Genomic DNA, 22827 nt, shown 5'->3' on the forward strand with positions numbered 1-22827 from the left:
AAGTAACCTTGGCGGAGCAGCCGCGGGTATGGGTGGCGGCCCCGGTCTTTGACATCGTGAATGGGTCAGGAACGCGCCAGGGGCCACTCGGCCGGAGGACCGTTATCAACGGTGATCTACGGTCAACGGCGCCGCGCTGAAACGCGCTGATCGCGCGCAAGATAGGCGACGCCCGGACCGGGCGGGGACCTCAGTCTGTGGTGATTTGTGGTGACGCGCCGGGGAAATGAGCAGCTACGCGTCGCCGCCCATCCTGCGGATCGTCGCCCATTCGTCGGACGTGATCGGGGTCACCGACAGGCGGAACTGGCGCAGCATCCGCATGCCGGCGAGCGCCGGCGTCGCCTTGATCTCGGCCAGGCTGACCGGCTGCTTGAACGCGCGCACCGGCTCGAATTCCACCGCCACGAAGCGGCCGCTGGGGTCGGTCGGATCGGGGAACCACTCGCGCGAAACCCGGGCGATCCCCACCACCGCCAGGCCCTCCTGCGAGTGGTAGTAGAACACCTCGTCGCCGACCTTCATGGCCTTCAGGTGCAGGGCCGCGGCGTTGTTGCGCACGCCGTCCCAGACGGTCTTGCCGTCCCGCTGCAGGTCGGCGAAGGCGTATTTGTTGGGCTCGGATTTCACCAGCCAGTGCGCCATCAAATGCTCCCGTCGCCGCCTCGTCGAGGCCCGACAGGATCACGCGACGCCGCGCCTTGGCAAGGCGAATGCCCCTTCCGAATGTCGCTATCGCCCCGTTGACGCGAACCCCGACGCCACCGCATCTGCCGCGCCTGGAGGGACCCCATGCCGACCGAGACACCCGAGCGCGCCGCCCTGATGCGGGCCGCCGAGCATGCCCTGGCCTGGATCGAGGGCCTGGACGATCGTTCCGTGGCCACGACCGCGACCTTGACGGAAATGCGCGCACGGCTGGATCGGCCCCTGGCGGACCGGGGCATGGACGCCGTGCGGGTGATCGACGACCTGGTGGCCGACACGGTGGGTGGCATCCTGGGCTCCCAGAGCGGGCGGTTCTTCGGCTGGGTGATCGGCGGCGGCGTTCCGTCCGCCATGGCCGCCGACTGGCTGACCACCGCCTGGGACCAGAACGCCGGCATCCACGCCTGCGGCCCGGCCGCCTCGGTTGTCGAGGAGGTCGCGGCGGGCTGGCTGAAGGACCTGTTCGGCCTGCCGGCGGAGGCAAGCGTCGGCTTCGTCACCGGCACCCAGATGGCGCACTCGACCTGCTTGGCCGCCGCCCGCCATGCGGTGCTTCGCGACCGCGGCTGGGACGTGGAGCGCCAGGGCCTGGCCGGTTCGCCGGCGATCCGCATTCTGGCCAACGCCGAGCGGCACGGGTCGATGGATCGGGCGGTGCGCCTGATGGGCCTTGGCTCAGACAACATCGCCCCGCTGGAGACAGACGACGACGGGCGGGTGGCGTCGGAAACTTTGGCCACGGCGTTGAACGCCACCTCGCAGCCGACCGTCGTGGTGCTGCAGGCCGGTGAGCTGAACCGTGCGGCCTTCGATCCCTTCGAAGCCCTGGCGCCGATGGCCCGCGCCGCCGGCGCCTGGACCCATGTGGACGGCGCCTTCGGCCTCTGGGCCCGGACCAGCCCGACGCACCGCGACCTGGCGCGCGGCATCGAGCTTTGCGATTCCTGGACGACCGATGCGCACAAGTACCTGAACGTACCCTACGACTCCGGCTTGGCCTTCATCCGTGACGCCGAGGCGCACCGGGCGGCCATGACGCTCTCGACCAGCTATCTGCCGGCGGGCGGCGCGGCTCGCGATCAGATCGACTGGAACCCGGAATTCTCGCGCCGGGCGCGGGGCTTTCCGATCTACGCCGCCCTGCGCGAGCTGGGCCGCGAGGGCGTCGCCGACCTGGTGGACCGCACCTGCCGACACGCCCAGGCGCTGGTTGCGGGCATGGGGTCGTTGCCGGGAGCCCAGTCCGTGGCGACCTCGGGCCTGAACCAGGGCCTGGTGCGGTTTCGCTCGCCGGCGGATGGGGCGAACGAGGCTGACCACGATCAGCGCACCGACGAGGTGATCGCGGCGATCAATGCGTCCGGCGAAGCGCTGTTCGGCGGCGTCACCTTCCGCGGTCGCCGCTGCATGCGAATCAGCGTCTGCAATTGGCGCACGACGGACGCCGACGTGGCCCGCACCATCGCGGCCGTCGGAGCGGTGCTGCAGGGTTAAGGAGGCCGACATGGGCTGGCGTCTCGCGGGCGCGGCGATCGCCGCCGTCATGATGGCGGGTCCTGTCCTGGCGCAGACCGGCCCGGTCCTCACCGATCCGCCGCGCGACGCGGCCCACCCGGCGCGGATGGAGGTGGTCCACATCCTTACGCACAGTGTGCGGATCAACGGGGTGTTCTATCTGGCGCCGGGCCCCGGGCCGCATCCGACGATGGTGGTCTTTCATGGGATGCCTGGCAATGAGCAGAACCTCGATCTGGCCCAAGCGATTCGTCGGCAAGGCTGGAACGTTCTGACCCTGCATTACCGGGGATCCTGGGGCAGCCCCGGGACCTATTCCTACCCTCATCTGATCGAGGACGGGGTCGCCGCCCTGGCCTTCGTCCGCGCCCCGGCCAACGCGTCCGCCTATGGCGTCGATGTCCACCGCATCGTGCTTGCGGGCCACAGCAGCGGTGGGTTCGTGGCGGTGAACACGGCGGTGCGCAGCGCGCCGGTGCAAGGGCTGGTGCTGATCTCCGGGACCGATGACGCCGGAGAGGCGCAGGCGGCCAGGGTGAGCCCTGCCGCTTGGCGCAAGTTCGTCAAGGAGGGATTCGACGGCCTCGAGACCCTGGTCGGCTGCACGCCGTCAGGTCTAGCGAACCAGCTTTTGCCACATGGCAAGGACTGGACTTTCGCCGCGGCGGCGCCGAGGCTTCGGGGCGTGCCGCTGCTGGTGATCACCTCCGACGATGGCTTCGCCCCTGAAGGGGCCGCGCTCGCGGCCGCGCTCGGGAGGCTGGACGGCCCCAAGCCGCAGATCGTCCACTTCGCCACCGACCATCCCTACAGCGACCGGCGGATCGCCTTGCAGCAGACCGTCTCCGACTGGCTGGCGGCGACGATCCATTAGTTGACTCCGTCAACTAATGTGGCTTTGCTGGCGTTCAGGAGGACGCCATGCCCGTCGAGCTGTCTGATCCCGTCGCCGCGGTCCGCCGGTTCAACCGCTTCTACACCCCTGCGATCGGCCTGCTGAAAAACGGCTACCTTGAGACGCCCTACACCGCCGCTGAGGGCCGCGCGCTCTACGAGATCGGCAAGGGCGACGGCGTCACAGCCAAGACGATCGGCGAGATCACCGGCCTCGACGCCGGCTACCTGAGCCGCATCGTGGCGCGGTTGGAGCGGGACGGCGTGATCGCCCGGGAGCCCGCCGCCAACGACCGCCGCAGCACGCTGCTGCGCCTGACGCCGCATGGGGCGGAGATCTTCGAAGCGTTCGACCGGCGCTCTTCGGCTCTGGTCGAAGGATTGATTGCTGGACTGTCGGGCGCCGAACGCGCGCGCCTGGTCGAGGCGGTGGAGACGGTCCAGGAGCTGCTGGGGCCGGATAAGACGCCTGCGCCTGTCACGTTGCGGCTGCACCGCCCCGGCGACATGGGTTGGATCACCGAGCGCCACGGCCTGAACTATGCCCGGGAATATGGCTGGAACGGCCATATCGAGGCGGTGACCGCGCGGATTTGCGCCGACTTCCTCGACGGCTACGATCCGGCCCTGGAACGCTGCTGGATCGCCGAGCGCGGGGGCGAGCGGCTGGGCTGCGTCTTTCTGGTGAAGGACGAAGTTCCGGGCGTGGCGCGCCTGCGCCTGCTGATGCTGGAGCCCGCGGCCCGCGGCCTGGGGCTCGGTCGGCGGCTGGTCGAAGAGTGCGTCGCCTTCGCCCGCGCCGCCGGTTACCGCGAGATCGTGCTCTGGACCCACGCGGTGCTGACCGCCGCGCGGGCGATCTACGCGGCCACGGGATTTGAACTCGAAGAGACCTGGACCCACGACGACTTCGGCGCGCCGGAGGTCAGCGAGACCTGGAGGCTGAGACTCTAAAGCTCCGCCAGCACCGCGTCGGCCATCTGGAGGGTGGTCAGCGCACCGCCCAGATCGGGCGTGCGCGCGCCCTTTTCCAGCGCCGCGCCCACAGCGGCGTAGAGCTTGTCCGCCAGATCCGCGCGGTCGAGCGACCAGCGCAGCGCCATCTCGAAGCTGAGGATCGCCGCCAGCGGATTGGCGATGCCCTTGCCGGCGATATCCGGCGCCGAGCCATGGATCGGCTCATAGAGGCCGGGCGTTCCGGGCGCGCCCAGCGCCGCCGACGGCAGCATGCCAAGCGAGCCGGTGAGCTGGGCCGCGGCGTCCGACAGGATGTCGCCGAACAGGTTGTCGGTGACCATGACGTCGAACTGTTTGGGGTTCTTGACGATCTGCATGGCGGCGTTGTCAGCCAGGATATGCTCCAGCTCGACGTCGGCGTATTCGCGTTTGTGCAGGTCGGTGACCACCCGGCGCCATAGAAGGCCGGTCTCCATGACGTTGGATTTCTCGGCGCTATGCACCTTGTTCCGCCGGCCGCGGGCCAGTTCGAAGGCCACGCGCGCGATCCGCTCGATCTCCATGGTCGTATAGACCTGGGTGTCCACGGCGCGTTGGCCGCCGCCCGGCAGATCCTCGATGAACCGCGGCTGGCCGAAATAGACCCCGCCGGTGAGTTCGCGGACGATCATGAAGTCCAGGCCCTCGATCAGCTCGCGCTTCAGCGACGAGGCGCCGGCCAGGGGCTGGAAGCAGATCGCAGGCCGAAGGTTGGCGAAAACGCCCATGCCGGTGCGCAGGCCGAGCAGGCCCGCCTCGGGGCGCTTGTCGCGGGGCGCGTTGGCCCACTGCGGGCCGCCGACCGCACCCATCAACACCGCCCTGGCGGCCTTCGCCTGCGCCAGGGTCTCATCGGCCAGCGGCGTGCCGAGCTGATCGAAGCTGGTCCCGCCGAACGGGCGCTCGTCGATGGTGAGGTCGTTGGCCAGGCGGTTGGCCACACGCCGCACCTGGGCGGTCACTTCGGGCCCGATCCCGTCGCCGGGCAGAAGGAGGAGGTCAGTCATGGCGCGCCTTGAGAGGAGGGTTGGGCGACCTCCTAGGTGAAGCTGCCGCCCGGGGGAAGCCCCGCGAGCGCCGCCTTTTCACCACTTTATGCCGAAAGGCTAGAGGGCGTCGGCGGGGATCACTTGAGCGTCCGGTTTTCCGGACAGAGAGAGGAACGCTGATGCGCACGACCCCAATCGCGCTGGCCACGCTTGTAGCTGGCCTCACGCTCGCCGCCGCCGCCGCCGCCCAGCCCCCGAGCCCCGCAACCCCGGCGCAGCCCCCCAGCCAAGCTGCGCCGAGCTCTTCGCCCAGCGATCCGGCGGCCACGCCGCCCGACGCCCGGAAGGATCGTTCGGACCCGTCTTCGGCGACGGCGCCCAGCACGAGCACCGACACCTCCGCGACGGCGGCGTCCAAGAGCTCAGACGACCCGGCGATGGCGAAGGACGCGAAGGGCAAGAAAAAGAAGACGCCATCGGAGCCGGGGACCAGCCCGTCGTCCCCGACGCCGCACTGAGGAGCGCCGCCGGGCGGGGCCTTAGAGCGCCCGTTCGGCGGTGGTTTCGTAGGCGAAGAGCTTGCGGTCCGACACGCCGTGCTCGGCGCAGGCGGCGCGCCAGGGGGCCATGTGCGGCGCCTTGAAGTGGGCCTCGATCGCCGCCTGGTCGCGCCAGACCTCAAACACCCGGATCAGGCCCGGCTCGGCCACGTCCTCGGCGTAGCTGTAGGTGACGCACCCGTCCTCGGCCCGGCTGGCGGCGAGCATGGTGGACATATGCGGCTTGAGAGACGCCAGGTTTTCCGGCGGCAGTCGCATCACGCCGGCGATGATCACGCTCATGCGTCCTCCAGTCTCTATGCGTCTTCCAGCCATGGCCGGTCCAGCGCCCGCTTCATCTCGTAGGTGTCGATGTCGGCGGCGGCCTGCAAGGTCTCGCCGATGGCGTCGAGGCCCTTGAGCATCTTCTCCTTGCGGACCGGATCGATCTCGAAGTGGAAGGTCTCGCCGGCCGGGGACACCAGGGTCTGGGCCTCCAGGTCGACGGTCACCAGGTGGTTGCCGCCCTTGGCCTCCTCCATCAGCGCCTGTACCTGCGCGGCCGGCAGGACCACGGGCAAAAGGCCGTTCTGGAAGCAGTTGTTGTAGAAGATGTCCGCGAAGCTGGTGGAGACCACGCAGCGGATCCCGAAATCCATCAGCGCCCAGGGCGCGTGCTCGCGGGACGAGCCGCAGCCGAAATTGTCGCCCGCCACCAGGACGCCCGCGCCCTTGTAGGCCGCCTGGTTCAGGACGAAGTCCGGGCGCGCCTTGCCCTCGCCGTCGAAGCGCAGGTCGTAGAAGAGGCCCTTGGCCAGGCCCTCGCGCTCCACCGTCTTGAGGAACTGCTTGGGGATGATCTGGTCGGTGTCGATATTGGCCAGCGGCAGCGGCGCGATCTTGGCGTCCAGGCGGGTGAAGGCGTCCATCAGGCGGGCTCCGGCTTGGTCTGGGTGATCCGCCAATGCTCTTCTACGTGCTGGGTCTTGCCCTGCACGGTAATCGTATCGCTCGCACGGCATTCGACCGCGACGGCGAGGCCGCTGTGAATGTCGATCTCATGCCTGCAGATCGTTTCGCTCTGCATGGAGGCGCTGGCGAAGACGGCCCGCGCCTCTTCCAATTTCTCCGGCGAGATCTTGTCCTTGCCCATATTGAGCAGCATGGCCTCGATGCTGGCTTTGAACGCCGCCGGATCGAGGACTTGGCGCCACTCCACAACTGCTCGCCCGGCTTTCTTGTCCAGGGATTCCAGCCTGGCGGTCTGCACGGCACGCATCGGCACATTGCCCAACGGATTGGGCATCTCAGTGTCGGCCGAAATTATCTTTCCAGCGTCCAGATTGAGACCTTGGGCTCGACTGACCACGATGAGTTCGCTCGCGATCATGGCCTTCGAACTCGCGTCGAGGATCGCCGGCTTCTCGGTCGCGAAAGTGGGGAACCGCCTTACGAATTCCGCGCGGACCTCGTCTTTGTTGAGCACTGGCCCCGGCACGAGCGCATCATCTACGGCGACCGTCGCGGGAATCGGGAAGCTACGCCCCTGCGCTACCTCCGGAGGCGATCCGGGCAAGGCGTCGGCCGATACCGGAGTCCAGGCCGCGCCGTCGCGGAGCATCACAGGCAAATCCGCGGCGATGGCTGGCGCCGCAGCGCTGGCGAGCAAGATTGAGATCAGAATGGGTCTCATAACGCTTCCCCCTGCTCGATCATAAGCGCGGGGAGGCCGACGAGTCCAGAACGTACAGTGAACACGCGTGTGCCGGGTTTGCGGCCTGTGCGGACCTCGGAGACGTCGAAGCCTGCCGCGGCGATGCGGGCCTGGGCGGCGTCCGGGTCGGAGACCCGCCAGGCCAGGCCGCCGAAGCTGTCCGGCGCGTCGGTCACCGGCGCCTTGAGGCTCGCGCCCACTTCGAAGACCGCGCCGCCGCAGCGGAAGAACAGCTGGCGCACGCCCCACTGCTCGTTGGCGCGGTCGAGGCGCAGGTCGAGGCCGAACTTCGCGCCGTAGAGGCCGAGCGCGCGGTCGGGGTTCGGCGTGTGGACCACGATATGGTCGAGGGCGGCGACCGCGGCCTGTTCGTCGCCTACGGCCGGCGATGACGCGGCGCCGTGCGCGGTCGCCAGGACGAAGGAGAGGCCCGCCGCCTGCATCCGTGCGAGCGCGCCGACCGGGCCGACCTCCAGGCCACGCCGGCTCATTAGCCGCGACGCCGCGGCCACGTCGTCGACGGCGAAGGCCGCCAGCCAGATCCCCTCTCCGGCGGCCTCAAGCTGGGCCCTGACGCGATCGCCGGCGGACCCTTCGCCGCACCCATTTTTGCTGTTGGAGGGGGCGATGACCTCCAGCGCCATGTTGGGAAACCGGAACCACGCCCGGTTCGCGCCGTCGCGAGGCGCAAAGTCCGGCTCGCGGCCGAGCAGGCGACGATAGCCGTCCACCGCCGCGTCGAAGTCGCGAACCGCGATGGCGACGTGGTCCAGGCCCTCAATCACCAGCAAGCCCTCACAGGTAGTCCCGCACGTCAGCGATGTGGCCCGCGATGGCGGCGGCGGCGGCCATGACCGGGCTCATCAGATGGGTGCGGCCGGCGCGGCCCTGGCGGCCTTCGAAGTTGCGGTTGGAGGTCGACGCGCAGCGCTGGCCCGGCGGGACCTTGTCCGGGTTCATGGCCAGGCACATGGAGCAGCCCGGCTCGCGCCATTCGAAGCCGGCGGCCAGGAAGATCTCGTCCAGGCCCTCGTCCTCCGCCTGCGCCCGCACCAGGCCGGAGCCCGGCACGACCATGGCGCGTACGTGCGGCGAGACCTTGCGGCCCCCCTCTAAAGCCTTGGCGACCACCTTGGCGGCGGCGCGCAGGTCCTCAATGCGGCTGTTGGTGCAGGAGCCGATGAACACCACGTCGACCTTGGCCTCGGTGATCGGCTGGCCGGCGTCGAGGCCCATGTACTCCAGCGCGCGGACGGCGGAGGCGCGCTTGTCGGGGCTCTCGAAATCCTCCGGCGCCGGCACCCGGTCGGTCACCGCGATCACGTCCTCGGGGCTGGTGCCCCAGGTGACCAGGGGTGCGATCTTCGCTGCGTCGATGGTGATCTCGCGGTCGAACTGGGCGTCGGGATCGGTGGAGAAGCTCTTCCAGTAGCTGAGCGCCATCTCCCAGGCGCCGCCCTTGGGTGCGGCGGGCCGGCCCATGAGGTAGTCGAAGGTGGTCTCGTCAGGCGCCACCAGGCCCGCCCGCGCGCCAGCCTCGATGGTCAGGTTGCAGAGCGTCATGCGCCCTTCCATCGAAAGCGCCCGCACCGCGGAGCCGGCGTATTCGATGACGTAGCCGGTGCCGCCGGCGGTGCCGATCTGGCCGATCACCGCCAGGGCGAAGTCCTTGGCGCCGACCCCGGGGATGGGCTCGCCCTCGATATTGACCCGGAAGTTCCTAGCCTTGGTCTGGCGTAGGGTCTGGGTGGCCAGCACATGCTCGACCTCCGACGTTCCGATGCCGTGGGCCAAGGCCCCGAAGGCGCCATGGGTCGAGGTGTGGCTGTCGCCGCAGACGATGGTCATGCCGGGCTGGGTGCGGCCCTGCTCGGGCCCGACCACATGGACGATGCCGTTGCGCACATCGCCCATCGGGAAGAACTCGATGCCGTAGTCCTTTACGTTGCGCTCCAGGGTCTGGAGCTGCAGGCGCGCCTCCTCGTCGGCGACCGCGCCGACGCCCAGCGCCTGGCCCTCGGTCGGCACATTGTGGTCGGCGACCGCAAGCGTGCGGTCCGGCCGGCGCACCGGGCGCTTGGCCAGCCGAAGGCCGGCGAAGGCCTGGGGCGTGGTCACCTCGTGGATCAGGTGCAGGTCGATGTAGAGGATCGCCTCGCCGTCCTGTTGCCCATTCTTGGTTTGGGTAACGACGTGGGCGTCCCAGATCTTGTCATAAAGGGTCTTGCCGGGCATGGGGCGCATGTAGGTCCGCACCCCCGCGCACGTCTAGTGCTGCGACGCCGCATTCCTTCGGCATGCGGCGCAATTTCCTGCCTTTCAGGCCGCGAGAGCCTTTGGCCGATGCGGCAGGGCGTTCGCCCCCTCGAGCGCCGTGCGCAGCGCATCCACGATCGGCGTGTGCGGCTCAGCGCCCAGGCGCGCGACCAGGCGGGTGTTGTCCAGCATCACCGGCGTCTCCCAGAGGTAACGCATCTCCAGCATCTCGCGCATGGTCTCGTTTAAGGGCGCCATGGCGCGGACGGCGAACCAGGGCAGGCGGCTGACCGGCAGTTTGCGGCCGGCGGCGACCGCCAGGGCGGCGACCAGTTCGTCGCCGGTGAGGGTCTGGCCGCGCATGTGGAAGACCTCGAAGTCGCCCAGGTTCGCCTCGTCCTCGGCCAGGCGGACCATGGTCTCGGCCACGTCGGGCAGATAGGCCCAGCAATGCGCGACGGTCAGCGGCCCGGGATAGGTCACGGCGGCGATCGGCTTGCCCGACTTCACCATGCCCTGCGACAGCCAATTGTTGCCGGGCCTGGGGCCGAAGAAGTCGCCGCAACGCACGATCAGGACCTTGAGGCCATCCTCACGGGAGGCGCGCGTCAGGGCCTGTTCCATCTGCACCCGGATCGCGCCCTTGCGGGTGCGCGGCTGCTGCGGCGAGGCCTCGGTCAGGCTGGGGAAGGCGTCGGGGCCGTAGTTGTAGACCGTGCCGGGGAACACCAGCCGGGCGCCGGCGGCCTTGGCCGCGGCGATGCTGGCGTTCAGCATCGGCAGCTGCAGGCCGGCCCAGTTGTTGTAGCCGGGCGGATTGGCGCCGTGGACCACCAGGCTGGCGCCTTCAGCCGCGGCGACCGCGTCAGCCTCGATCATGGCGTCGCCCTTGACCCACTCCAGTCCGGGGCTGCCGCGGGTGCGTTGCGCCGTCTGCGGGTCGCGGTTGAGGGCGCGGACGCGCCAGCCACCGGCCAGCAGCCGCTCGGCGACCGCGCCGCCGACGCCGCCCGTCGCGCCGATCACCAGGGCCAGTTTCGGTTCGCTCTTCAGGGTCATGTCCATGTCTCCAGGTTCGCTGACCGAGAGATGCGCCGCCTTGGTCTCAAACAGAATTGCCGAATCCTCTGGATCAGCTATTCATTAGCGCATGCCTGGGCCGAACGACTGGGACCTGTTCCAAAGTCTGCATGCGGTGCTGGAGGCCGGCACCCTGTCGGCGGCGGCGCGCTTGCGTGGCCTCACCCAGCCGACGCTGGGCCGCCACATCGAGACCCTGGAGCAGCGTCTGGGCTCGCCGCTGTTCCTGCGCAGCCCGCGCGGCCTGCAGCCCACCGACCTGGCGCTGGAGCTGAAGCCCCACCTGCACGATATGTCGGCCGCGGCCTCCGCCGCCGTGCGCGACGCCTCCGGCGCGGCCAATTCGCTCTCCGGCTCGATCCGCATCACCGCCAGCGAGATCGTCGGCGCCGAGGTGCTGCCGCCGATGCTGACCAGCTTCCGCGAGGAACATCCCGGCGTGGTGATCGAGCTGATGCTCTCCAACATCAACGACGACCTGTCGCGCCGCGAGGCAGACATCGCCGTGCGCATGACGCCGCCCAGCCAGAACGCCCTGGTGGCCAAGAAGGTGGGCGAGGTGTCGCTCGCCTTCTTCGCGACGGCCGAATACCTCGAACGCCACGGGACACCCGAGGCGCTGGCGGATTTCGAAGACCACGCCATCATCGGCTTCGACAGCCCGGCCCGGGGCCTGCGCGACGTGCCCGGCCTGAATATGCCGGTGAGCCGCGAGACCTTCACCTTCCGCTCCGACAGCGACCTGGCGCAGCTCGCCGCCACACGCGCGGGCTTCGGGATCGGCGTGGTGCAGGACGGCCTCGCCCAACGCTACGGCCTGACGCGGGTGCTGCCGAACTTCACCCTCTTCATGCTGCCCGTCTATGTGGTGATGCACGAGAACCTGCGGGGCAGCCGGCGCATGCGGCTGATGTTCGACCATCTCGTCGAGGGCACGACCGCCTATGTGCGGGAGAGCAAGGCGGCGTGACCGCGCCCTATGAGGGCGGCTGCCTGTGCGGCCAGGTGCGCTGGCGGGCGAGGGCCGAGCCGGCCAATGTGCGGGTCTGCCATTGCCGCAACTGCCAACGCGCGACCGGTGGCCCATTCTTCGCCCGCGCGGTGTTCCTGGCCGAAACCTTCGAACGCCAGGGCGAGACCTCGCGCTGGCCCACCTCGCCACGGGTCGATCGCCTGTCCTGCGCCCGCTGTGGGACGCCGGTCTTCTCCGAACCCAAGGACGCGCCGGCGCGGATCGGCGTGGCGCTGGCGACCCTGGACGACCCGAGCGCACTCGCGCCGCAGATGCATATCTGGGTCTCGGCCAAGCTGGCCTGGACGGTGATCGACGACGGTCTGCCGCAGTTCGCCGAGGGGCCGATCTAGCTCTACTGCCGCGCCATCTCGGCCTCGCCGATCGTCTCGCCGTCCAGGGTCTGGTCGTCGTCCATGGTGACGGTCACGCGCCGCAGGGTCCCGGCATAGGCGAACGGCGCCTCGTACGGCGCGACGGGGCTGCCGCGGTCGCGGCCGATGTCGAGGCCGGACCAGGAGATCAGGGTCGCAAAGCCGAGCGTCGTGAACGTCGAACCCGCCGGCCGGCCGTCGAGGGTCAGGGTGAAGGTCCGGCCATCGGCATCCTGGCGGACCGCGACGCCCAGCGCATGCGGCCCCTCAGGCGTCGGCCGGTCGGCGGCGAGCGTCTCGCGCTTGCCGCCGATGTTCAGGGCGTGGTGCAGCCGCCCGTCCTGGACGTAGAGGCTATAGCCGCTGGTGGCGTCGCCATGGGCAATCAGGACGCCGTCGGCCCCGCCCGGCGGGACGATAACTTCGGCTTCGATCCGGTACGAGCGGCTGCGCACGTCCGGCGCGACGTCGGTGGGCAGGTGGCCCATGCCGGCATGGAAGACGTAGCGTTTCCTCTGGCCTCCGAAGCGCGCGGAGTTCTCCGCGAACCGCGGGGCGAAACGGTCGTCCAGCGGCAGGACCTGATGCTGCTCGGCTTCGGACCACCAGAGCGCCATGAGATCCTTCAGGCGGTCCGGCTCAGCCTCGGCGAGATCGTGGGCTTCTGAGAAATCGGCGTCGAGGTGGAAGAGCTCCCAGCGGTCCTCCTCGAAGGGCGTGCCCGGCGGATGGAACGCCACCGCCTTCCAGCCATCCTTCCAGAGGCCGCGGTGGCCGAACATTTCGAAGTACTGCGGCGTGGCGCGGTCCGGCGCGCCGGGAGCCTTGAGGCGCGGCAGGAAGCTCTCGCCCTCAAGGGGCGTCTGCGTCACGCCGGCGACCTCGGCCGGCGCCTCGACGCCCAGGATCTCGAGGACCGTCGGGACCAGGTCGCAGGCGTGGGCGAAGCCCTCGACCACCTCGCCGCGCCGGGAGATTCCCTTGGGCCACGAGATCACCAGCGGGTCGCGGATTCCCCCGCCGTGGGTGTTCTGCTTGTAGCGGCGCAGTGGCGTGTTGGACGCCATGGCCCAGCCGTGCGGGAAGTTCGAATGGCTGTCCGGCCCGCCGATGTCGTCCAGCCGCGCCAGCTTTTCGGCCAGCGGCTCGGCCTTGCCGTTGTAAGGGCCCATCGCATTCACGAAGCCGTTGGGGCCGCCCTCCTGGCTGGCGCCATTGTCGGACATCACCAGGATCAGGGTGTCGTCGCGGACGCCCGCCTCCTCAAGAAACGCCACCAGCCGGGCGAGCTCGCGGTCGGTGTGGTCCAGCATGGCGGCGAACGCGCTCTGCAGGCGCACGGCGACCTTCTGCTCGTTGGCGGAAAGCTCCGCCCAGGGCCGTACGCCGTCGTTGCGGGCCGGCAGGTCGGTGTTGGCCGGCACGATCCCCAGCGCCTTCTGTCGCGCCAGGCGCCGCTCGCGCTCTGCGTCCCAGCCCCCGGCGAAGACCGGGTCGTAGCTTTCGATGATCTCCTTCGGCGCCTGGTGCGGCGCGTGGCAGGCGCCGGGCGCGAGCCACAGCAGCCAGGGCTTGTCCGGCGCGTTGGCCGCGTGGTCGGCGATGTAGCGGATCGACTGGTCCACCAGGTCGGTGGTCAGGTGGTAGCCCTCGGCGTAGCTCTTCGGCTGTTCGACCGGCGTATTGTCGCGCACCAGCTCCGGCGAATACTGGTCGGTCTCGGCGTCCATGAAGCCGTAGTAGCGGTCAAACCCGCGGCCGAGCGGCCAGCCGTCGAAGGGCCCGGTCGGCCCGGTCTCGGTCAGCGAGGTCACGTGCCACTTGCCGACCATGTAGTTGCGGTAGCCGTGCGGCCGCAGCATCTCTGGGAGCGTCCCGGCTTCCTTGGCGATCTTCCCGCGATAGCCGGGAAAACCGCTATCGAAGTTGGCCAGGCAGCCCACGCCCACCGAATGGTGGTTGCGCCCGGTCAGCAGGGCCGCCCGGGTGGTCGAACACATGGCGGTGGTGTGGAAGCCGTTCAGCCGCAAGCCGGCGGCGGCGAGCGCGTCGATGGTGGGCGTCGCGATCGGCGAGCCGTAGCAGCCGAAGTCCGAGAAGCCGACGTCGTCGAACAGCACCACCAAGATGTTGGGCGCGGTCCTGGGGACCTGCGGTCCCGGCGGCCAATAGGGTGTGGAGTCCGCCAGGGTTCGCCCGATCTTCGCCGCCATTCCGTAGTCCCTATTCCGTAATCCCTATTCCGGTTCAACGAACAGAGACGCGATCCTCCACCATCGCGCAAACGAAAACGGCGGCCGCATCGCTGCGGCCGCCGTCTGGAATTCGTTGGAAATGTCGGAGCCCTTAGGCTTCCGAGCTATCGGGGGCCTCTTCGGTCGTGCGCGCCATGGAGCGCTCGGCGATCCGGGCCGACTTCCCGCGACGGTCGCGCAGGTAATAGAGCTTGGCGCGACGCACGACGCCGCGGCGCTTCACCTCGATGGAGTCGATCATCGGGCTCATCACCGGGAACAGACGCTCGACGCCTTCGCCGAAGCTGATCTTGCGCACGGTGAAGCTCTCATTGATGCCCTGGCCGCCGCGGGCGATGCAGACGCCTTCATAGGCCTGGACGCGCTCGCGCTCGCCTTCCTTGATCTTGACGTTCACGCGCACGGTGTCGCCGGGCTGGAATTCGGGAATCTTGCGAGTGGCCAGAAGCCGGTCGGCTTCTTCCTTCTCGAGGGTCTCTATCACGTTCATGGCCTTGGTCCTTCTGGGCTTAATCGCCCTTTGCCTGTTGATTGGCGGATCGCTGCGCCCACAAGTCCGGCCGCCGCTCCCGCGTGGTCTTCTCCCGCTCGGCCTGGCGCCACTTCCGAACCTCGGCGTGGTTCCCACCCAGCAGGACCTCGGGGATATCGAGCTCTTCGAACGTCCGCGGTCGCGTGTACTGCGGATGCTCGAGGAGCCCATCCTCGAAGCTTTCTTCACTCAAACTCGCGGCCTGCCCCAACACACCTGGGACCAGCCGCACGCACGCTTCGATCGCCACCAGCGCCGCCGCTTCGCCACCGGCCAGGACCGCATCGCCAACCGCGATCTCCTCGAACCCGCGGGCGTCTAAGACCCGCTGATCCACCCCTTCGAACCGTCCGCAGAGGACGATCAGTCCAGGCCCTGAAGCCCAAGTCTTTACAAGCGCTTGGGTAAGGGGCCGGCCCCGGGCGCTCATATATAAAAGCGGACGCCCGCGACGCTCCACGCTGTCCAGCGCGGAGGCGATCACGTCCGCCCGCATCACCTGTCCAGGGCCGCCACCCGCAGGGGTGTCGTCGAGGAAGCCGCGCTTATCTGTGGAAAACCCCCGAATGTCCAGCGTTTCCAAGGACAATAGGCCCTGTTCGCGCCAGGTCGTCCCGATCAGGGAGACGCCGAGCGGGCCTGGAAAGGCCTCCGGGAACATCGTCAGGACGGTGGCGTCGAAGGACATGGTGAGCGGTTAAGGCCCCGCGGGGCGTGCGCCCGTCAAGGCCGGCGTGTAGCGTCGCGTCCATGCAGCGACGCCGCTTCCTCGCACTTTCGGCGGGTATCAGCCTGGCGTCCGGCTTGGCGCGGGCGGCCGGAGCGCCCGTCCAGACCCTGGACTTCGCCTTCGTCCACGACCGCCAGATCCTGTTTCCGATCACCGTCAACGGTCAGCCGGCGGAGGCCTGGCTGGACTCCGGCGCCGGCGCCAGCGTGCTGGACGCGGCCTTCGCCCGCCAGCTTGGCGTGACCCTGGGTGGCGGAATCCAGGCGCATGGCGTGGCCGGCGGCGTGGCCGGCGTCCATCGGGCCTGCGTCGACCTGCAGGCGGGCGATCTGACGATGAGCGGCCGGCGCGTCGCGGTGATTGACCTGAGCGCCGTGGCTCGGATCGTCCCACGGCCAGTGCAGGTGCTGCTGGGCCGCGACGTCTTCGACCAGGCGGTGGTGGATATCGATTTCCAGGCCTGCAAGCTCAGCCTGATCCCGCGCGCCGGCTTTGTCCCGCCGCCCGGCAGGCCGGTGTCGCTACGTCCCTCGGGCGACCTGCGCAGCCTGCCGATCGCGATCGATGGGGTTGCGACGGAGGCGATCCTCGACCTGGGCAACGCCGGCGGCCTGTTGCTCGATCGCGACTTCGCCGAGGCGCATCACCTGCTGGTCGGCCATAGGCTCTCGACCGAGCTGGCGGTGGGCGCCGACGGGCCGCGGGAAAGCGCCCAGGCCTGCTTGGACCGGGTGCAGGTCGGCGGCCTCAGCTTCGATGGCGTGCCGACGGTGGTCACGGTGGGCCTCACCACCCGCGCGCCGGCCAACATCGGCGTGCAACTGCTTAGCCGCTTTCGCCTGACCATCGACTTCGCCGGCGATCGGATGTGGATGGCGCCCTATCCCAACGCGACCGCGCAGCCGTTCCGCAAGAATCGCACGGGACTGTCGCTGTCACCGCAGGCGCCGGGCGTACTGATCGTCGACCATGTGGCGCTCGGCAGCCCGGCCGCGCGGGGCGGCTGGAAGGCGGGCGAATTGGTCACCGAGCTCGACGGGCGCCCCATCGCGCCGGGCTATATGGCCAGCGACGCCTCACAATGGATATTCGGCGTCGCTGGGCGATCGGTGGCCCTGACACTGGCGGACGGGACAGAGCGGCGGCTGACGCTGGCCGACTACTTCTAGTCGCGCGCTTGCCCACGCCGGGCGCGCGGCGTAAGCGGCGCCTCATGAAAACTGAGAACCTGGCCGAGACGCTCCAGCTTGAGCGCATCGAAGTGAACCTCTTCCGCGGCGTGACGTCGGACAATTCGCCGGGCCGCATCTTCGGCGGCCAGGTGATCGGCCAGTCGCTGCTGGCAGCCTATGAGACGGTGGAAGACCGCATCTGCCACTCGCTGCATTGCTATTTCATCCGCCCGGGCGATCCGACCGTGCCGATCGTCTTCGAGGTCGACCGCAGCCGCGACGGCGGCAGCTTCACCACGCGACGCGTCATCGCCATCCAGCACGGCCAACAGATCTTCAACCTCGCCGCCTCGTTCATGGCTCACGAGGAGGGCTATGAGCACCAGGCGGCCATGCCCGCCGCCACGCCCTGGGACGACCTGCCCGACGAGGCGGAGATGCAGAAGGAGGCGATGAAGAACGCGCCGGAGGAGGCCAAGCGCTGGCTGTCACGGCCCCGGCCGATCGAGATGCGCTCGGTCGACGCGCGCAGCTATTTCCAGGGTGGCGAGGCCAAGGACCCGGAAAGCCAGAGCTGGATCCGTTGCCGCGAGCCGATCGGCGCCGACCAGCACATGCACCAGGTGATCCTGGCCTACGCGTCGGACATGAACCTGCTGTCGACGGCGATGCGGCCGCACAGGGTCCACTGGCAGACGCCGGGCTTCCAGTCGGCCAGCCTCGACCACGCCATGTGGTTCCACAAGCCGATCAACTTCAACGACTGGCACCTTTACGCTCAGGACAGCCCCAGCGCTTCGGGCGGCCGCGGCTTTATCCGCGGCTCGATCTTCGCCGCGGATGGCACCCTGGTGGCGTCAGTCGCCCAAGAGGGCCTGATCCGGATGCGCAAGCCGAAAGCAACATAGACCCCGCTCATCCCCGCGAAGGCGGGGACCCAAGCTGAGTTGAGGCATTCGCGGAAGACTTGGCTCGAAACGCCGTATGGATCCCCGCCTTCGCGGGGATGAGCGGACTGATTATTCGATTTCGTCGGCGCGGACGGCGACGAGGAACCCATCGGCCATACGCACCTCGGGCACGGCCTCGCGGGTGAAGGGCAGCCACCAGCTTTCGCCGGCGGCGGGAGCCACTTCCAACAGGTCGCCGGCCCCGAAGTCGCGCACCGAGCGCACATGGCCGAGGACATCGCCCTCAAGGCTGCGCACTTCCATTCCGACCAGATCGGCGATGTAGAACTCGTCCTCGTCGGGCTCGGGCAGAACGGCGCGGGGGATGTAGAGTTTCAGACCGCGGAGCGCCTCGGCCTCCTCGCGCGTCGCCACTTCCTGGACGCGCGCCACCACGCCGCCCTTGGCGACGCGGCCGCCCGACAGCGTGAGGCCGGGCGAGCCGTCCTCACGCAGCAGGGTCTTGTAGTCCACCAGCGCCAGCGGCTCAGCCGTGAAGCTGGTGATGCGGACCTCGCCGCGGACGCCAAAGGCGCCCGCCACGCGGCCCACCATGATCAGGTCGTCGCTCAAGAGCGAAACCTGGATCAGCCTTCGGTCGGTTCGTCGGCCGCGGCTTCGGCGGCGGGCGCTTCAGCAGCTTCTTCGGCCGGAGCAGCCTCGGCGGCCGGCTCTTCGGCAGGCGCAGCAGCTTCAGCAGCAGGGGCCTCTTCAGCGGCGGCTTCGGCGGCCGGGGCTTCCTCGGCGACAGCTTCAGCGGCCGGAGCTTCTTCAGCGGCCGGCGCTTCTTCCGCCGGAGCGGCTTCAGCGGCGGGGGCTTCTTCCACGACCGGCTCCGGCTCAGGGGCCGGCGGCGGGTTGTTCTTGGCTTCCTCGATCGCCGCGGCGCGGTCGGCTTCGCGCTTGGTCTTCTCCTCGGCGCGTTCGACGGCCTTGGTCCCGGGCTTGCCCTTGTTGGGGTTGTTGCCGTGTTCCCACTTCACCAGGTCCAGCTTGCCGAGTTCGCGCGCCACGCGGTCGGTCGGCTGGGCGCCCTTACCCATCCATTCGGTGATGCGCTCGACATTCAGGACGACGCGGTTCGGGTCGTCCTTCTTCAGTAGCGGGTTGTAGGAGCCCACTTTTTCGATGAAGCGGCCGTCGCGCGGCGAGTGGCTGTCGGCGACGACGATCGAATAGTAGGGGCGCTTCTTGGCGCCGCCACGGGCGAGACGGATCTTCAGCATTTTTCTAAGTCCTTAGGTTTTCAGCTATTTTTTGAAAGGGTTGAAGCCGGGGGGCAGGCCACCGCCGCCGCCCAGGCCAGGTAATTTCAGGCCGCCTTCGCCTTGCAGCTTGGCCGCCATTTCTTCGATCTCTTTTTCGCTAGGCATCGGCATCTTGCCGCCGCCGAGGCTCTTCAGGCGGTCCATGCCGCCCATGCCGCCGCCGCCCATGCCGCCCAGCATCTGGGCCATCTGGGCGAAGCCCTTGCCGCCGCCCTTGCTCATCATCTTGAAGGCGTCGGCCATCTGGCGGTGCTGCTTCAGGAGCCGGTTCACTTCGGCCACGTCGACCCCGGCGCCGGCCGCGATCCGACGCTTGCGCGAAGCGGCCAGGATGTCGGGTTTCTTGCGCTCCAGCTTGGTCATGGAGCCGATGATCGCCGCCTGCCGGTCGACCATCTTGTCGTTGATGTTGGCCTCGGCGATCTGCTTCTTGATCTTCTGGACGCCGGGCAACATGCCCATCAGGCCTTCCATGCCGCCCATGCGCTTCATCTGCTGAAGCTGCTCGGCCATCATGTCGAGGTCGAACTGGCCCTTGGCGAGCCGCTTGGCCATGGCCTCGGCCTTGGCGACGTCGAGCTCCTGGCTGGCCTTCTCGACCAGCGCCACCACGTCGCCCTGGCCCAGGATACGGCCGGCGACGCGGGCGGCGTCGAAGACTTCCAGGCCGTCGATCTTCTCGGACACGCCGAGGAACTTGATCGGCAGGCCGGTGACCGCGCGCATGGAGAGCGCCGCGCCGCCACGGCCGTCGCCGTCGGCGCGGGTCAGCACCAGGCCGGTCAGCGGCAAGCGTTCGTGGAAGGCTTTCGCCGTCCGCACCGCGTCCTGGCCGGTCAGCGCGTCGGCGACCAGCAGGGTCTCGGACGGATTGGCGATCTTCGCGATCTCGGCCGCCTCGCTCATCATCGCCTCGTCGAGCGTGGTGCGCCCGGCGGTGTCGAGGATGACGACGTCGAAGCCCTGCAGCTTGGCGGATTGAAGCGCCCTGCGGGCGATGTCGGAGGCTGCTTGGCCGGCGACGATCGGCAGGCTGTCGACGCCGGCCAGCGTGGCCAGGGTCGCGAGCTGCTCCATGGCGGCCGGACGGCGGGTGTCCAGCGAGGCCAGCAGGACCTTCTTGCGGTCCTTCACGAGTTTCAGCGCCAGCTTGCCGGCGGTGGTGGTCTTACCCGAGCCCTGCAGGCCGGCCATCATGATGACCGTCGGCGGGTTCAGCGACAGGTTGAGGCCTTGCGCCTCGCCTTCGCCGCCCAGCATCTCGACGAGGCCGTCGTAGGTGATCTTGACCACCTGGTCGGCGGGACGGACCGAGCGGATCACCGCCTCGCCGGTCGCGGCTTCCTTGGCCTTGGCGATGAAATCGCGGACCACCGGCAGAGCGACGTCGGCCTCGAGCAGGGCCACGCGCACTTCGCGCAGGGCCTCGTCGACGTCCTTCTCCGACAGCACGCCCTTGCCGCTGAGGCGGTCAAAGACGCTGGAGAGCCGATCTGTCAGTGCGTCAAACATTCAATCCTCTGTGGCCCAAACGCAGTCGACCCCCGTGCACGATTGCGTGGACGGGGGGCCTCGCCGCCCTCGTCCCAGATAAGACCTGGGTGTCGTGGCGGTAGAGGGCGCTGACCGAGGTTGGCGCCGGAAGGGCGGGCTTATGCGCCTAAGAGGGTGGGAAGGTCAAGAAAGGGAGCCCGTCACGAGAATTGTGACGAATGCAACCGCGGCCAGCAGCGAGATGCGCACCCACCACCGCCCCAACACTTGGCCCCGCGTCGTAAGATCCTCCCTACGAAATATCTTCATCAGGGCAAATTGGGCGCCTGAGGCGGTCGGTTTGTGTTCTAGCAAGATCGCGACGTACAGGATCGTTTGACCGATTGCAGTGATCGCAAAGACGACGATCGCGAATGCTCTGATCACTGCCATCCGATGCCCTCTCGCACGCGCTCCGCGCTGGGGGAGGATCTTTGCGATTGATGTCCGAAAGCCGCCAGCGGAGCGCGACGAACAGGCCTATATCCTCCGCATGATCAGCTACACCCTCTTCGAAACGCCCATCGGCCACGCGGGTCTGGCCTGGGGCGACAAAGGCCTCGTCGGGGTCTACCTGCCGGAGGCCGACCGGGAGAACGCGCGCCGCAGTTTCCTGCGCCGCTATCCGGACGCTGTCGAAGCGTCGCCGACGCCGATGGCCGAGGCCGCCATCGCCGGCATCCGCGAGTTGCTGGCCGGCAAGCCCAACGCCCTGCTGGAGGCGCCGATCGACATCGAGCGCGTCCCGGAATTCGACGCAAAGGTCTACGAGATCGCCCGCGCCATCCCGCCGGGCGAGACCCTGACCTACGGCCAGATCGCCGAGAAGCTGGGCGACAAGCTCTTGGCCCGCGACGTCGGCGCGGCGCTCGGCAAGAACCCCTGGCCGATCGTGGTGCCCTGCCATCGGGTGACCGCGGCCGGCGGCAAGCTCGGCGGCTTCTCGGCACGCGGCGGGATCAACACCAAGGTCAAGCTGCTGGCCATCGAGGGCGCCAGGGTGCTGGAGCCCGCGCCGCCCAAGTCCGCGCGGGCGAAAGCGTCCGAGGCGCCGCAGCCGTCGCTGTTCGACTAGGCGGAGATCAGCCCTTCATCCGCCCGTAGAGCTCGGCGAGGGTCGTCACGGCCTTCGCGGCCTCGGCCTGGTCGATCACCTCGTGGTCGTTGCCGTAGCCGAACATGTCGCCGCCCCACAGCGCCTGGACCACGATGCCGTCGCGCCGCGAGAGCATGCTGACGTTCTTGTAGAAGACGCCGTAGTTCACCTCCGGCTGCGGGATCAGCCAGGCGATCTGGCCGCGCACGGGCGTGATGCTCTCGTCGCGGCAGAGTGCGCGGGCGCCATAGCCCGGGCAGTTGATGACGACCTTCTCCTTCAGCGTCGCCAGGTCGGCCAGGCTTTGGAATTCGCGGTGCTCGATATGGCCGCCCATGGCCAGGAAGTCGGCCATCAGGGTGTGGCCGTAGTCGGCGACGTTGAACTGCATGGACGAGGTGCGCCGCACGTTGGCGCCGGGGAACGGTGTCGCGCCGGCGGGCAGTATCTCGGGGCGGGGCGTGATGTCGCGGATGCGGTCGGAATAGTAGGCGAACTCGAGGGCCGGGCCGGTCGGCGGCAGGGACGGATCGGATGGAGGATCGGAGAGGAAGTAGCGGTCGGACCACTCCACCGGACTATCCGCCAGGCCGAGGTAGCGGCGGAAGCGCTTGAAGGAGATGCGCGCCATCTCCTCCCACTGGATCGCGAACTGCGGCCCGGCCTTGTCGGCGAGCGCGATGCGGCTGTCCGGCGTCCAGCTGCCGGTGGCCCGCGCCGAGCGGGCGTCGGGCAGCATGTCCCTGGCGTAGATGGTGACCTTGGCGCCGGCCTCCTGGGCGAGGATCGCCGACGACAGGCCGATGGCGCCGCAGCCGACGACGGCGATCTCCTTCGGGCTGTTCGCCATGGCCTTGCGGACCGCCATCGTCCCGGAGCCCCAGGACAGCGACCAGCCCGAGCCGCCGTGGCCGTAATTGTGCACCACCAGCGCATCGCCCACCAGCTCGGCGTCGAGCCGCGGGCCCTGGGCGCGGAACGGGCGCAGACAGACCGTGATGTCGAACAGGCGGTCCATCCGGGCATGCACCGGCGCGATCGGCGGGCGGCGATCGGCGTAGGGGACGAGGCTCGCCTCGGGCGCCGGGGCGCCGACCGTCGTGGTCGCACAACCTCCAAGCCCAAGGAGCCCGAGGCCCGCCGAGCCTAACATCAGGCGGCGGCGATCCAGGATGTCCAGCATGGTCACGATCCGCCCCCAAGCCGTTACGTGG

Annotated in this window: 25 protein-coding genes; 9 read left to right on the top strand and 16 right to left on the bottom strand. The window is 68.9% G+C overall.

What is annotated here, in order from left to right; translation table 11 throughout:
• Window positions 1–234: 234 nt before the first annotated feature.
• Complete coding sequence (locus tag VHS75_RS21725; RefSeq protein WP_329640717.1) at window positions 235–645, bottom strand: EVE domain-containing protein; 411 nt, start codon at window positions 643–645, stop codon at window positions 235–237.
• A gap of 147 nt (window positions 646–792) precedes the next feature.
• Between VHS75_RS21725 and VHS75_RS21730 the strand changes: the two genes are divergently transcribed.
• The 3 genes from VHS75_RS21730 to VHS75_RS21740 are packed head-to-tail and all read left to right on the top strand — an operon-like array spanning window position 793 to window position 4071.
• On the top strand, window positions 793–2202 hold the full coding sequence (locus VHS75_RS21730) for a pyridoxal phosphate-dependent decarboxylase family protein (protein WP_329640718.1): 1410 nt from the start codon (window positions 793–795) through the stop codon (window positions 2200–2202).
• A 10-nt stretch (window positions 2203–2212) separates the two neighbouring features.
• Window positions 2213–3097 (top strand): alpha/beta hydrolase, encoded by an 885-nt coding sequence (locus VHS75_RS21735; protein ID WP_329640719.1) that lies wholly within the window; start codon window positions 2213–2215, stop codon window positions 3095–3097.
• Between the two features lie 47 nt (window positions 3098–3144).
• Window positions 3145–4071 carry a helix-turn-helix domain-containing GNAT family N-acetyltransferase gene (locus VHS75_RS21740; RefSeq protein ID WP_329640720.1) on the top strand — a complete coding sequence of 309 codons (927 nt, stop codon included), beginning with the start codon at window positions 3145–3147 and terminating at the stop codon, window positions 4069–4071.
• On the opposite strand, the gene leuB is transcribed toward VHS75_RS21740, so the two are convergent.
• Window positions 4068–5120, bottom strand: coding sequence for a 3-isopropylmalate dehydrogenase (gene leuB, locus VHS75_RS21745; RefSeq protein WP_329640721.1), 1053 nt, complete (start codon window positions 5118–5120; stop codon window positions 4068–4070). The two genes, VHS75_RS21740 and leuB, sit on opposite strands and share 4 nt — an antisense overlap.
• Window positions 5121–5281: 161 nt before the next feature.
• Here leuB and VHS75_RS21750 point away from each other — a divergent pair, with 161 nt between their 5' ends.
• Window positions 5282–5620 carry a hypothetical protein gene (locus VHS75_RS21750; RefSeq protein ID WP_329640722.1) on the top strand — a complete coding sequence of 113 codons (339 nt, stop codon included), beginning with the start codon at window positions 5282–5284 and terminating at the stop codon, window positions 5618–5620.
• A gap of 21 nt (window positions 5621–5641) precedes the next feature.
• On the opposite strand, the gene VHS75_RS21755 is transcribed toward VHS75_RS21750, so the two are convergent.
• From VHS75_RS21755 to VHS75_RS21780, 6 genes are all read right to left on the bottom strand, one after another.
• Window positions 5642–5944, bottom strand: coding sequence for a putative quinol monooxygenase (locus VHS75_RS21755; RefSeq protein ID WP_329640723.1), 303 nt, complete (start codon window positions 5942–5944; stop codon window positions 5642–5644).
• A gap of 14 nt (window positions 5945–5958) precedes the next feature.
• Window positions 5959–6570, bottom strand: coding sequence for a 3-isopropylmalate dehydratase small subunit (gene leuD / locus VHS75_RS21760; RefSeq protein ID WP_329640724.1), 612 nt, complete (start codon window positions 6568–6570; stop codon window positions 5959–5961).
• On the bottom strand, window positions 6570–7334 hold the full coding sequence (locus VHS75_RS21765) for a hypothetical protein (protein ID WP_329640725.1): 765 nt from the start codon (window positions 7332–7334) through the stop codon (window positions 6570–6572). Before VHS75_RS21765 ends, leuD begins: the two co-directional genes overlap by 1 nt.
• The gene (locus VHS75_RS21770; protein ID WP_329640726.1) at window positions 7331–8140 is read right to left on the bottom strand and encodes a VOC family protein; all 810 of its coding nucleotides are present in this window, start codon (window positions 8138–8140) and stop codon (window positions 7331–7333) included. Before VHS75_RS21770 ends, VHS75_RS21765 begins: the two co-directional genes overlap by 4 nt.
• 10 nt (window positions 8141–8150) lie before the next feature.
• Window positions 8151–9590, bottom strand: a complete 1440-nt coding sequence (gene leuC, locus VHS75_RS21775) for a 3-isopropylmalate dehydratase large subunit (protein ID WP_329640778.1) — start codon at window positions 9588–9590, stop codon at window positions 8151–8153.
• An 84-nt stretch (window positions 9591–9674) separates the two neighbouring features.
• Window positions 9675–10670: an NAD-dependent epimerase/dehydratase family protein gene (locus VHS75_RS21780; RefSeq protein WP_329640727.1), complete on the bottom strand. Its 996-nt coding sequence runs from the start codon at window positions 10668–10670 to the stop codon at window positions 9675–9677.
• A gap of 91 nt (window positions 10671–10761) precedes the next feature.
• Here VHS75_RS21780 and VHS75_RS21785 point away from each other — a divergent pair, with 91 nt between their 5' ends.
• Window positions 10762–11661 carry a LysR family transcriptional regulator gene (locus VHS75_RS21785; protein WP_329640728.1) on the top strand — a complete coding sequence of 300 codons (900 nt, stop codon included), beginning with the start codon at window positions 10762–10764 and terminating at the stop codon, window positions 11659–11661.
• On the top strand, window positions 11658–12056 hold the full coding sequence (locus tag VHS75_RS21790; RefSeq protein WP_329640729.1) for a GFA family protein: 399 nt from the start codon (window positions 11658–11660) through the stop codon (window positions 12054–12056). The genes VHS75_RS21785 and VHS75_RS21790 overlap by 4 nt, the downstream gene beginning before the upstream one ends.
• 2 nt (window positions 12057–12058) lie before the next feature.
• Here VHS75_RS21790 and VHS75_RS21795 read toward each other — a convergent pair whose 3' ends face one another.
• The 3 genes from VHS75_RS21795 to trmD all read right to left on the bottom strand — a co-directional run bounded on the left by VHS75_RS21795 (window position 12059) and on the right by trmD (window position 15552).
• The gene (locus tag VHS75_RS21795) at window positions 12059–14290 is read right to left on the bottom strand and encodes an arylsulfatase (protein WP_329640730.1); all 2232 of its coding nucleotides are present in this window, start codon (window positions 14288–14290) and stop codon (window positions 12059–12061) included.
• A gap of 133 nt (window positions 14291–14423) precedes the next feature.
• The gene (gene rplS, locus VHS75_RS21800) at window positions 14424–14822 is read right to left on the bottom strand and encodes a 50S ribosomal protein L19 (RefSeq protein ID WP_329640731.1); all 399 of its coding nucleotides are present in this window, start codon (window positions 14820–14822) and stop codon (window positions 14424–14426) included.
• 19 nt (window positions 14823–14841) lie between these two features.
• Window positions 14842–15552 carry a tRNA (guanosine(37)-N1)-methyltransferase TrmD gene (gene trmD, locus VHS75_RS21805; protein WP_329640732.1) on the bottom strand — a complete coding sequence of 237 codons (711 nt, stop codon included), beginning with the start codon at window positions 15550–15552 and terminating at the stop codon, window positions 14842–14844.
• 62 nt (window positions 15553–15614) lie between these two features.
• Here trmD and VHS75_RS21810 point away from each other — a divergent pair, with 62 nt between their 5' ends.
• Together VHS75_RS21810 and VHS75_RS21815 are read left to right on the top strand one after the other, a co-directional pair.
• Window positions 15615–16763: an aspartyl protease family protein gene (locus tag VHS75_RS21810; RefSeq protein ID WP_329640733.1), complete on the top strand. Its 1149-nt coding sequence runs from the start codon at window positions 15615–15617 to the stop codon at window positions 16761–16763.
• A 44-nt stretch (window positions 16764–16807) separates the two neighbouring features.
• Window positions 16808–17674 (top strand): acyl-CoA thioesterase II, encoded by an 867-nt coding sequence (locus tag VHS75_RS21815; protein WP_329640734.1) that lies wholly within the window; start codon window positions 16808–16810, stop codon window positions 17672–17674.
• Between the two features lie 111 nt (window positions 17675–17785).
• On the opposite strand, the gene rimM is transcribed toward VHS75_RS21815, so the two are convergent.
• The 4 genes from rimM to VHS75_RS21835 form a co-directional block, all read right to left on the bottom strand.
• The gene (rimM, locus tag VHS75_RS21820) at window positions 17786–18289 is read right to left on the bottom strand and encodes a ribosome maturation factor RimM (protein ID WP_329640735.1); all 504 of its coding nucleotides are present in this window, start codon (window positions 18287–18289) and stop codon (window positions 17786–17788) included.
• Window positions 18290–18303: 14 nt separating this feature from the next.
• Window positions 18304–18942 (bottom strand): 30S ribosomal protein S16, encoded by a 639-nt coding sequence (gene rpsP, locus VHS75_RS21825; RefSeq protein WP_329640736.1) that lies wholly within the window; start codon window positions 18940–18942, stop codon window positions 18304–18306.
• A gap of 24 nt (window positions 18943–18966) precedes the next feature.
• Window positions 18967–20496: a signal recognition particle protein gene (ffh, locus tag VHS75_RS21830; protein WP_329640737.1), complete on the bottom strand. Its 1530-nt coding sequence runs from the start codon at window positions 20494–20496 to the stop codon at window positions 18967–18969.
• Between the two features lie 165 nt (window positions 20497–20661).
• Window positions 20662–20910, bottom strand: a complete 249-nt coding sequence (locus VHS75_RS21835) for a hypothetical protein (RefSeq protein ID WP_329640738.1) — start codon at window positions 20908–20910, stop codon at window positions 20662–20664.
• A 100-nt stretch (window positions 20911–21010) separates the two neighbouring features.
• On the opposite strand from VHS75_RS21835, the gene VHS75_RS21840 reads away from it, so the two are divergent.
• A complete protein-coding gene (locus VHS75_RS21840) occupies window positions 21011–21592 on the top strand; it encodes a methylated-DNA--[protein]-cysteine S-methyltransferase (RefSeq protein WP_329640739.1) in 582 nt (193 codons plus the stop codon).
• 7 nt (window positions 21593–21599) lie between these two features.
• Here VHS75_RS21840 and VHS75_RS21845 read toward each other — a convergent pair whose 3' ends face one another.
• Window positions 21600–22796 (bottom strand): FAD-dependent oxidoreductase, encoded by a 1197-nt coding sequence (locus VHS75_RS21845; protein ID WP_329640779.1) that lies wholly within the window; start codon window positions 22794–22796, stop codon window positions 21600–21602.
• Between the last annotated feature and the right edge of the window lie 31 nt (window positions 22797–22827).

The sequence above is a fragment of the Phenylobacterium sp. genome (assembly GCF_036264965.1).
Classification (GTDB): domain Bacteria; phylum Pseudomonadota; class Alphaproteobacteria; order Caulobacterales; family Caulobacteraceae; genus Phenylobacterium.

Excerpts from the sequence above, each read along its gene's own strand:
- VHS75_RS21725 (WP_329640717.1), bottom strand. The coding sequence starts at position 645 with ATGGCGCACTGGCTGGTGAAATCCGAGCCCAACAAATACGCCTTCGCC.
- VHS75_RS21730 (WP_329640718.1), top strand. The coding sequence starts at position 793 with ATGCCGACCGAGACACCCGAGCGCGCCGCCCTGATGCGGGCCGCCGAG.
- VHS75_RS21735 (WP_329640719.1), top strand. The coding sequence starts at position 2,213 with ATGGGCTGGCGTCTCGCGGGCGCGGCGATCGCCGCCGTCATGATGGCG.
- VHS75_RS21740 (WP_329640720.1), top strand. The coding sequence starts at position 3,145 with ATGCCCGTCGAGCTGTCTGATCCCGTCGCCGCGGTCCGCCGGTTCAAC.
- leuB (WP_329640721.1), bottom strand. The coding sequence starts at position 5,120 with ATGACTGACCTCCTCCTTCTGCCCGGCGACGGGATCGGGCCCGAAGTG.
- VHS75_RS21750 (WP_329640722.1), top strand. The coding sequence starts at position 5,282 with ATGCGCACGACCCCAATCGCGCTGGCCACGCTTGTAGCTGGCCTCACG.
- VHS75_RS21755 (WP_329640723.1), bottom strand. The coding sequence starts at position 5,944 with ATGAGCGTGATCATCGCCGGCGTGATGCGACTGCCGCCGGAAAACCTG.
- leuD (WP_329640724.1), bottom strand. The coding sequence starts at position 6,570 with ATGGACGCCTTCACCCGCCTGGACGCCAAGATCGCGCCGCTGCCGCTG.
- VHS75_RS21765 (WP_329640725.1), bottom strand. The coding sequence starts at position 7,334 with ATGAGACCCATTCTGATCTCAATCTTGCTCGCCAGCGCTGCGGCGCCA.
- leuC (WP_329640778.1), bottom strand. The coding sequence starts at position 9,590 with ATGCCCGGCAAGACCCTTTATGACAAGATCTGGGACGCCCACGTCGTT.
- VHS75_RS21780 (WP_329640727.1), bottom strand. The coding sequence starts at position 10,670 with ATGACCCTGAAGAGCGAACCGAAACTGGCCCTGGTGATCGGCGCGACG.
- VHS75_RS21785 (WP_329640728.1), top strand. The coding sequence starts at position 10,762 with ATGCCTGGGCCGAACGACTGGGACCTGTTCCAAAGTCTGCATGCGGTG.
- VHS75_RS21795 (WP_329640730.1), bottom strand. The coding sequence starts at position 14,290 with ATGGCGGCGAAGATCGGGCGAACCCTGGCGGACTCCACACCCTATTGG.
- rplS (WP_329640731.1), bottom strand. The coding sequence starts at position 14,822 with ATGAACGTGATAGAGACCCTCGAGAAGGAAGAAGCCGACCGGCTTCTG.
- trmD (WP_329640732.1), bottom strand. The coding sequence starts at position 15,552 with ATGTCCTTCGACGCCACCGTCCTGACGATGTTCCCGGAGGCCTTTCCA.
- VHS75_RS21810 (WP_329640733.1), top strand. The coding sequence starts at position 15,615 with ATGCAGCGACGCCGCTTCCTCGCACTTTCGGCGGGTATCAGCCTGGCG.
- VHS75_RS21815 (WP_329640734.1), top strand. The coding sequence starts at position 16,808 with ATGAAAACTGAGAACCTGGCCGAGACGCTCCAGCTTGAGCGCATCGAA.
- rpsP (WP_329640736.1), bottom strand. The coding sequence starts at position 18,942 with ATGCTGAAGATCCGTCTCGCCCGTGGCGGCGCCAAGAAGCGCCCCTAC.
- ffh (WP_329640737.1), bottom strand. The coding sequence starts at position 20,496 with ATGTTTGACGCACTGACAGATCGGCTCTCCAGCGTCTTTGACCGCCTC.
- VHS75_RS21835 (WP_329640738.1), bottom strand. The coding sequence starts at position 20,910 with ATGGCAGTGATCAGAGCATTCGCGATCGTCGTCTTTGCGATCACTGCA.
- VHS75_RS21840 (WP_329640739.1), top strand. The coding sequence starts at position 21,011 with ATGATCAGCTACACCCTCTTCGAAACGCCCATCGGCCACGCGGGTCTG.
- VHS75_RS21845 (WP_329640779.1), bottom strand. The coding sequence starts at position 22,796 with ATGCTGGACATCCTGGATCGCCGCCGCCTGATGTTAGGCTCGGCGGGC.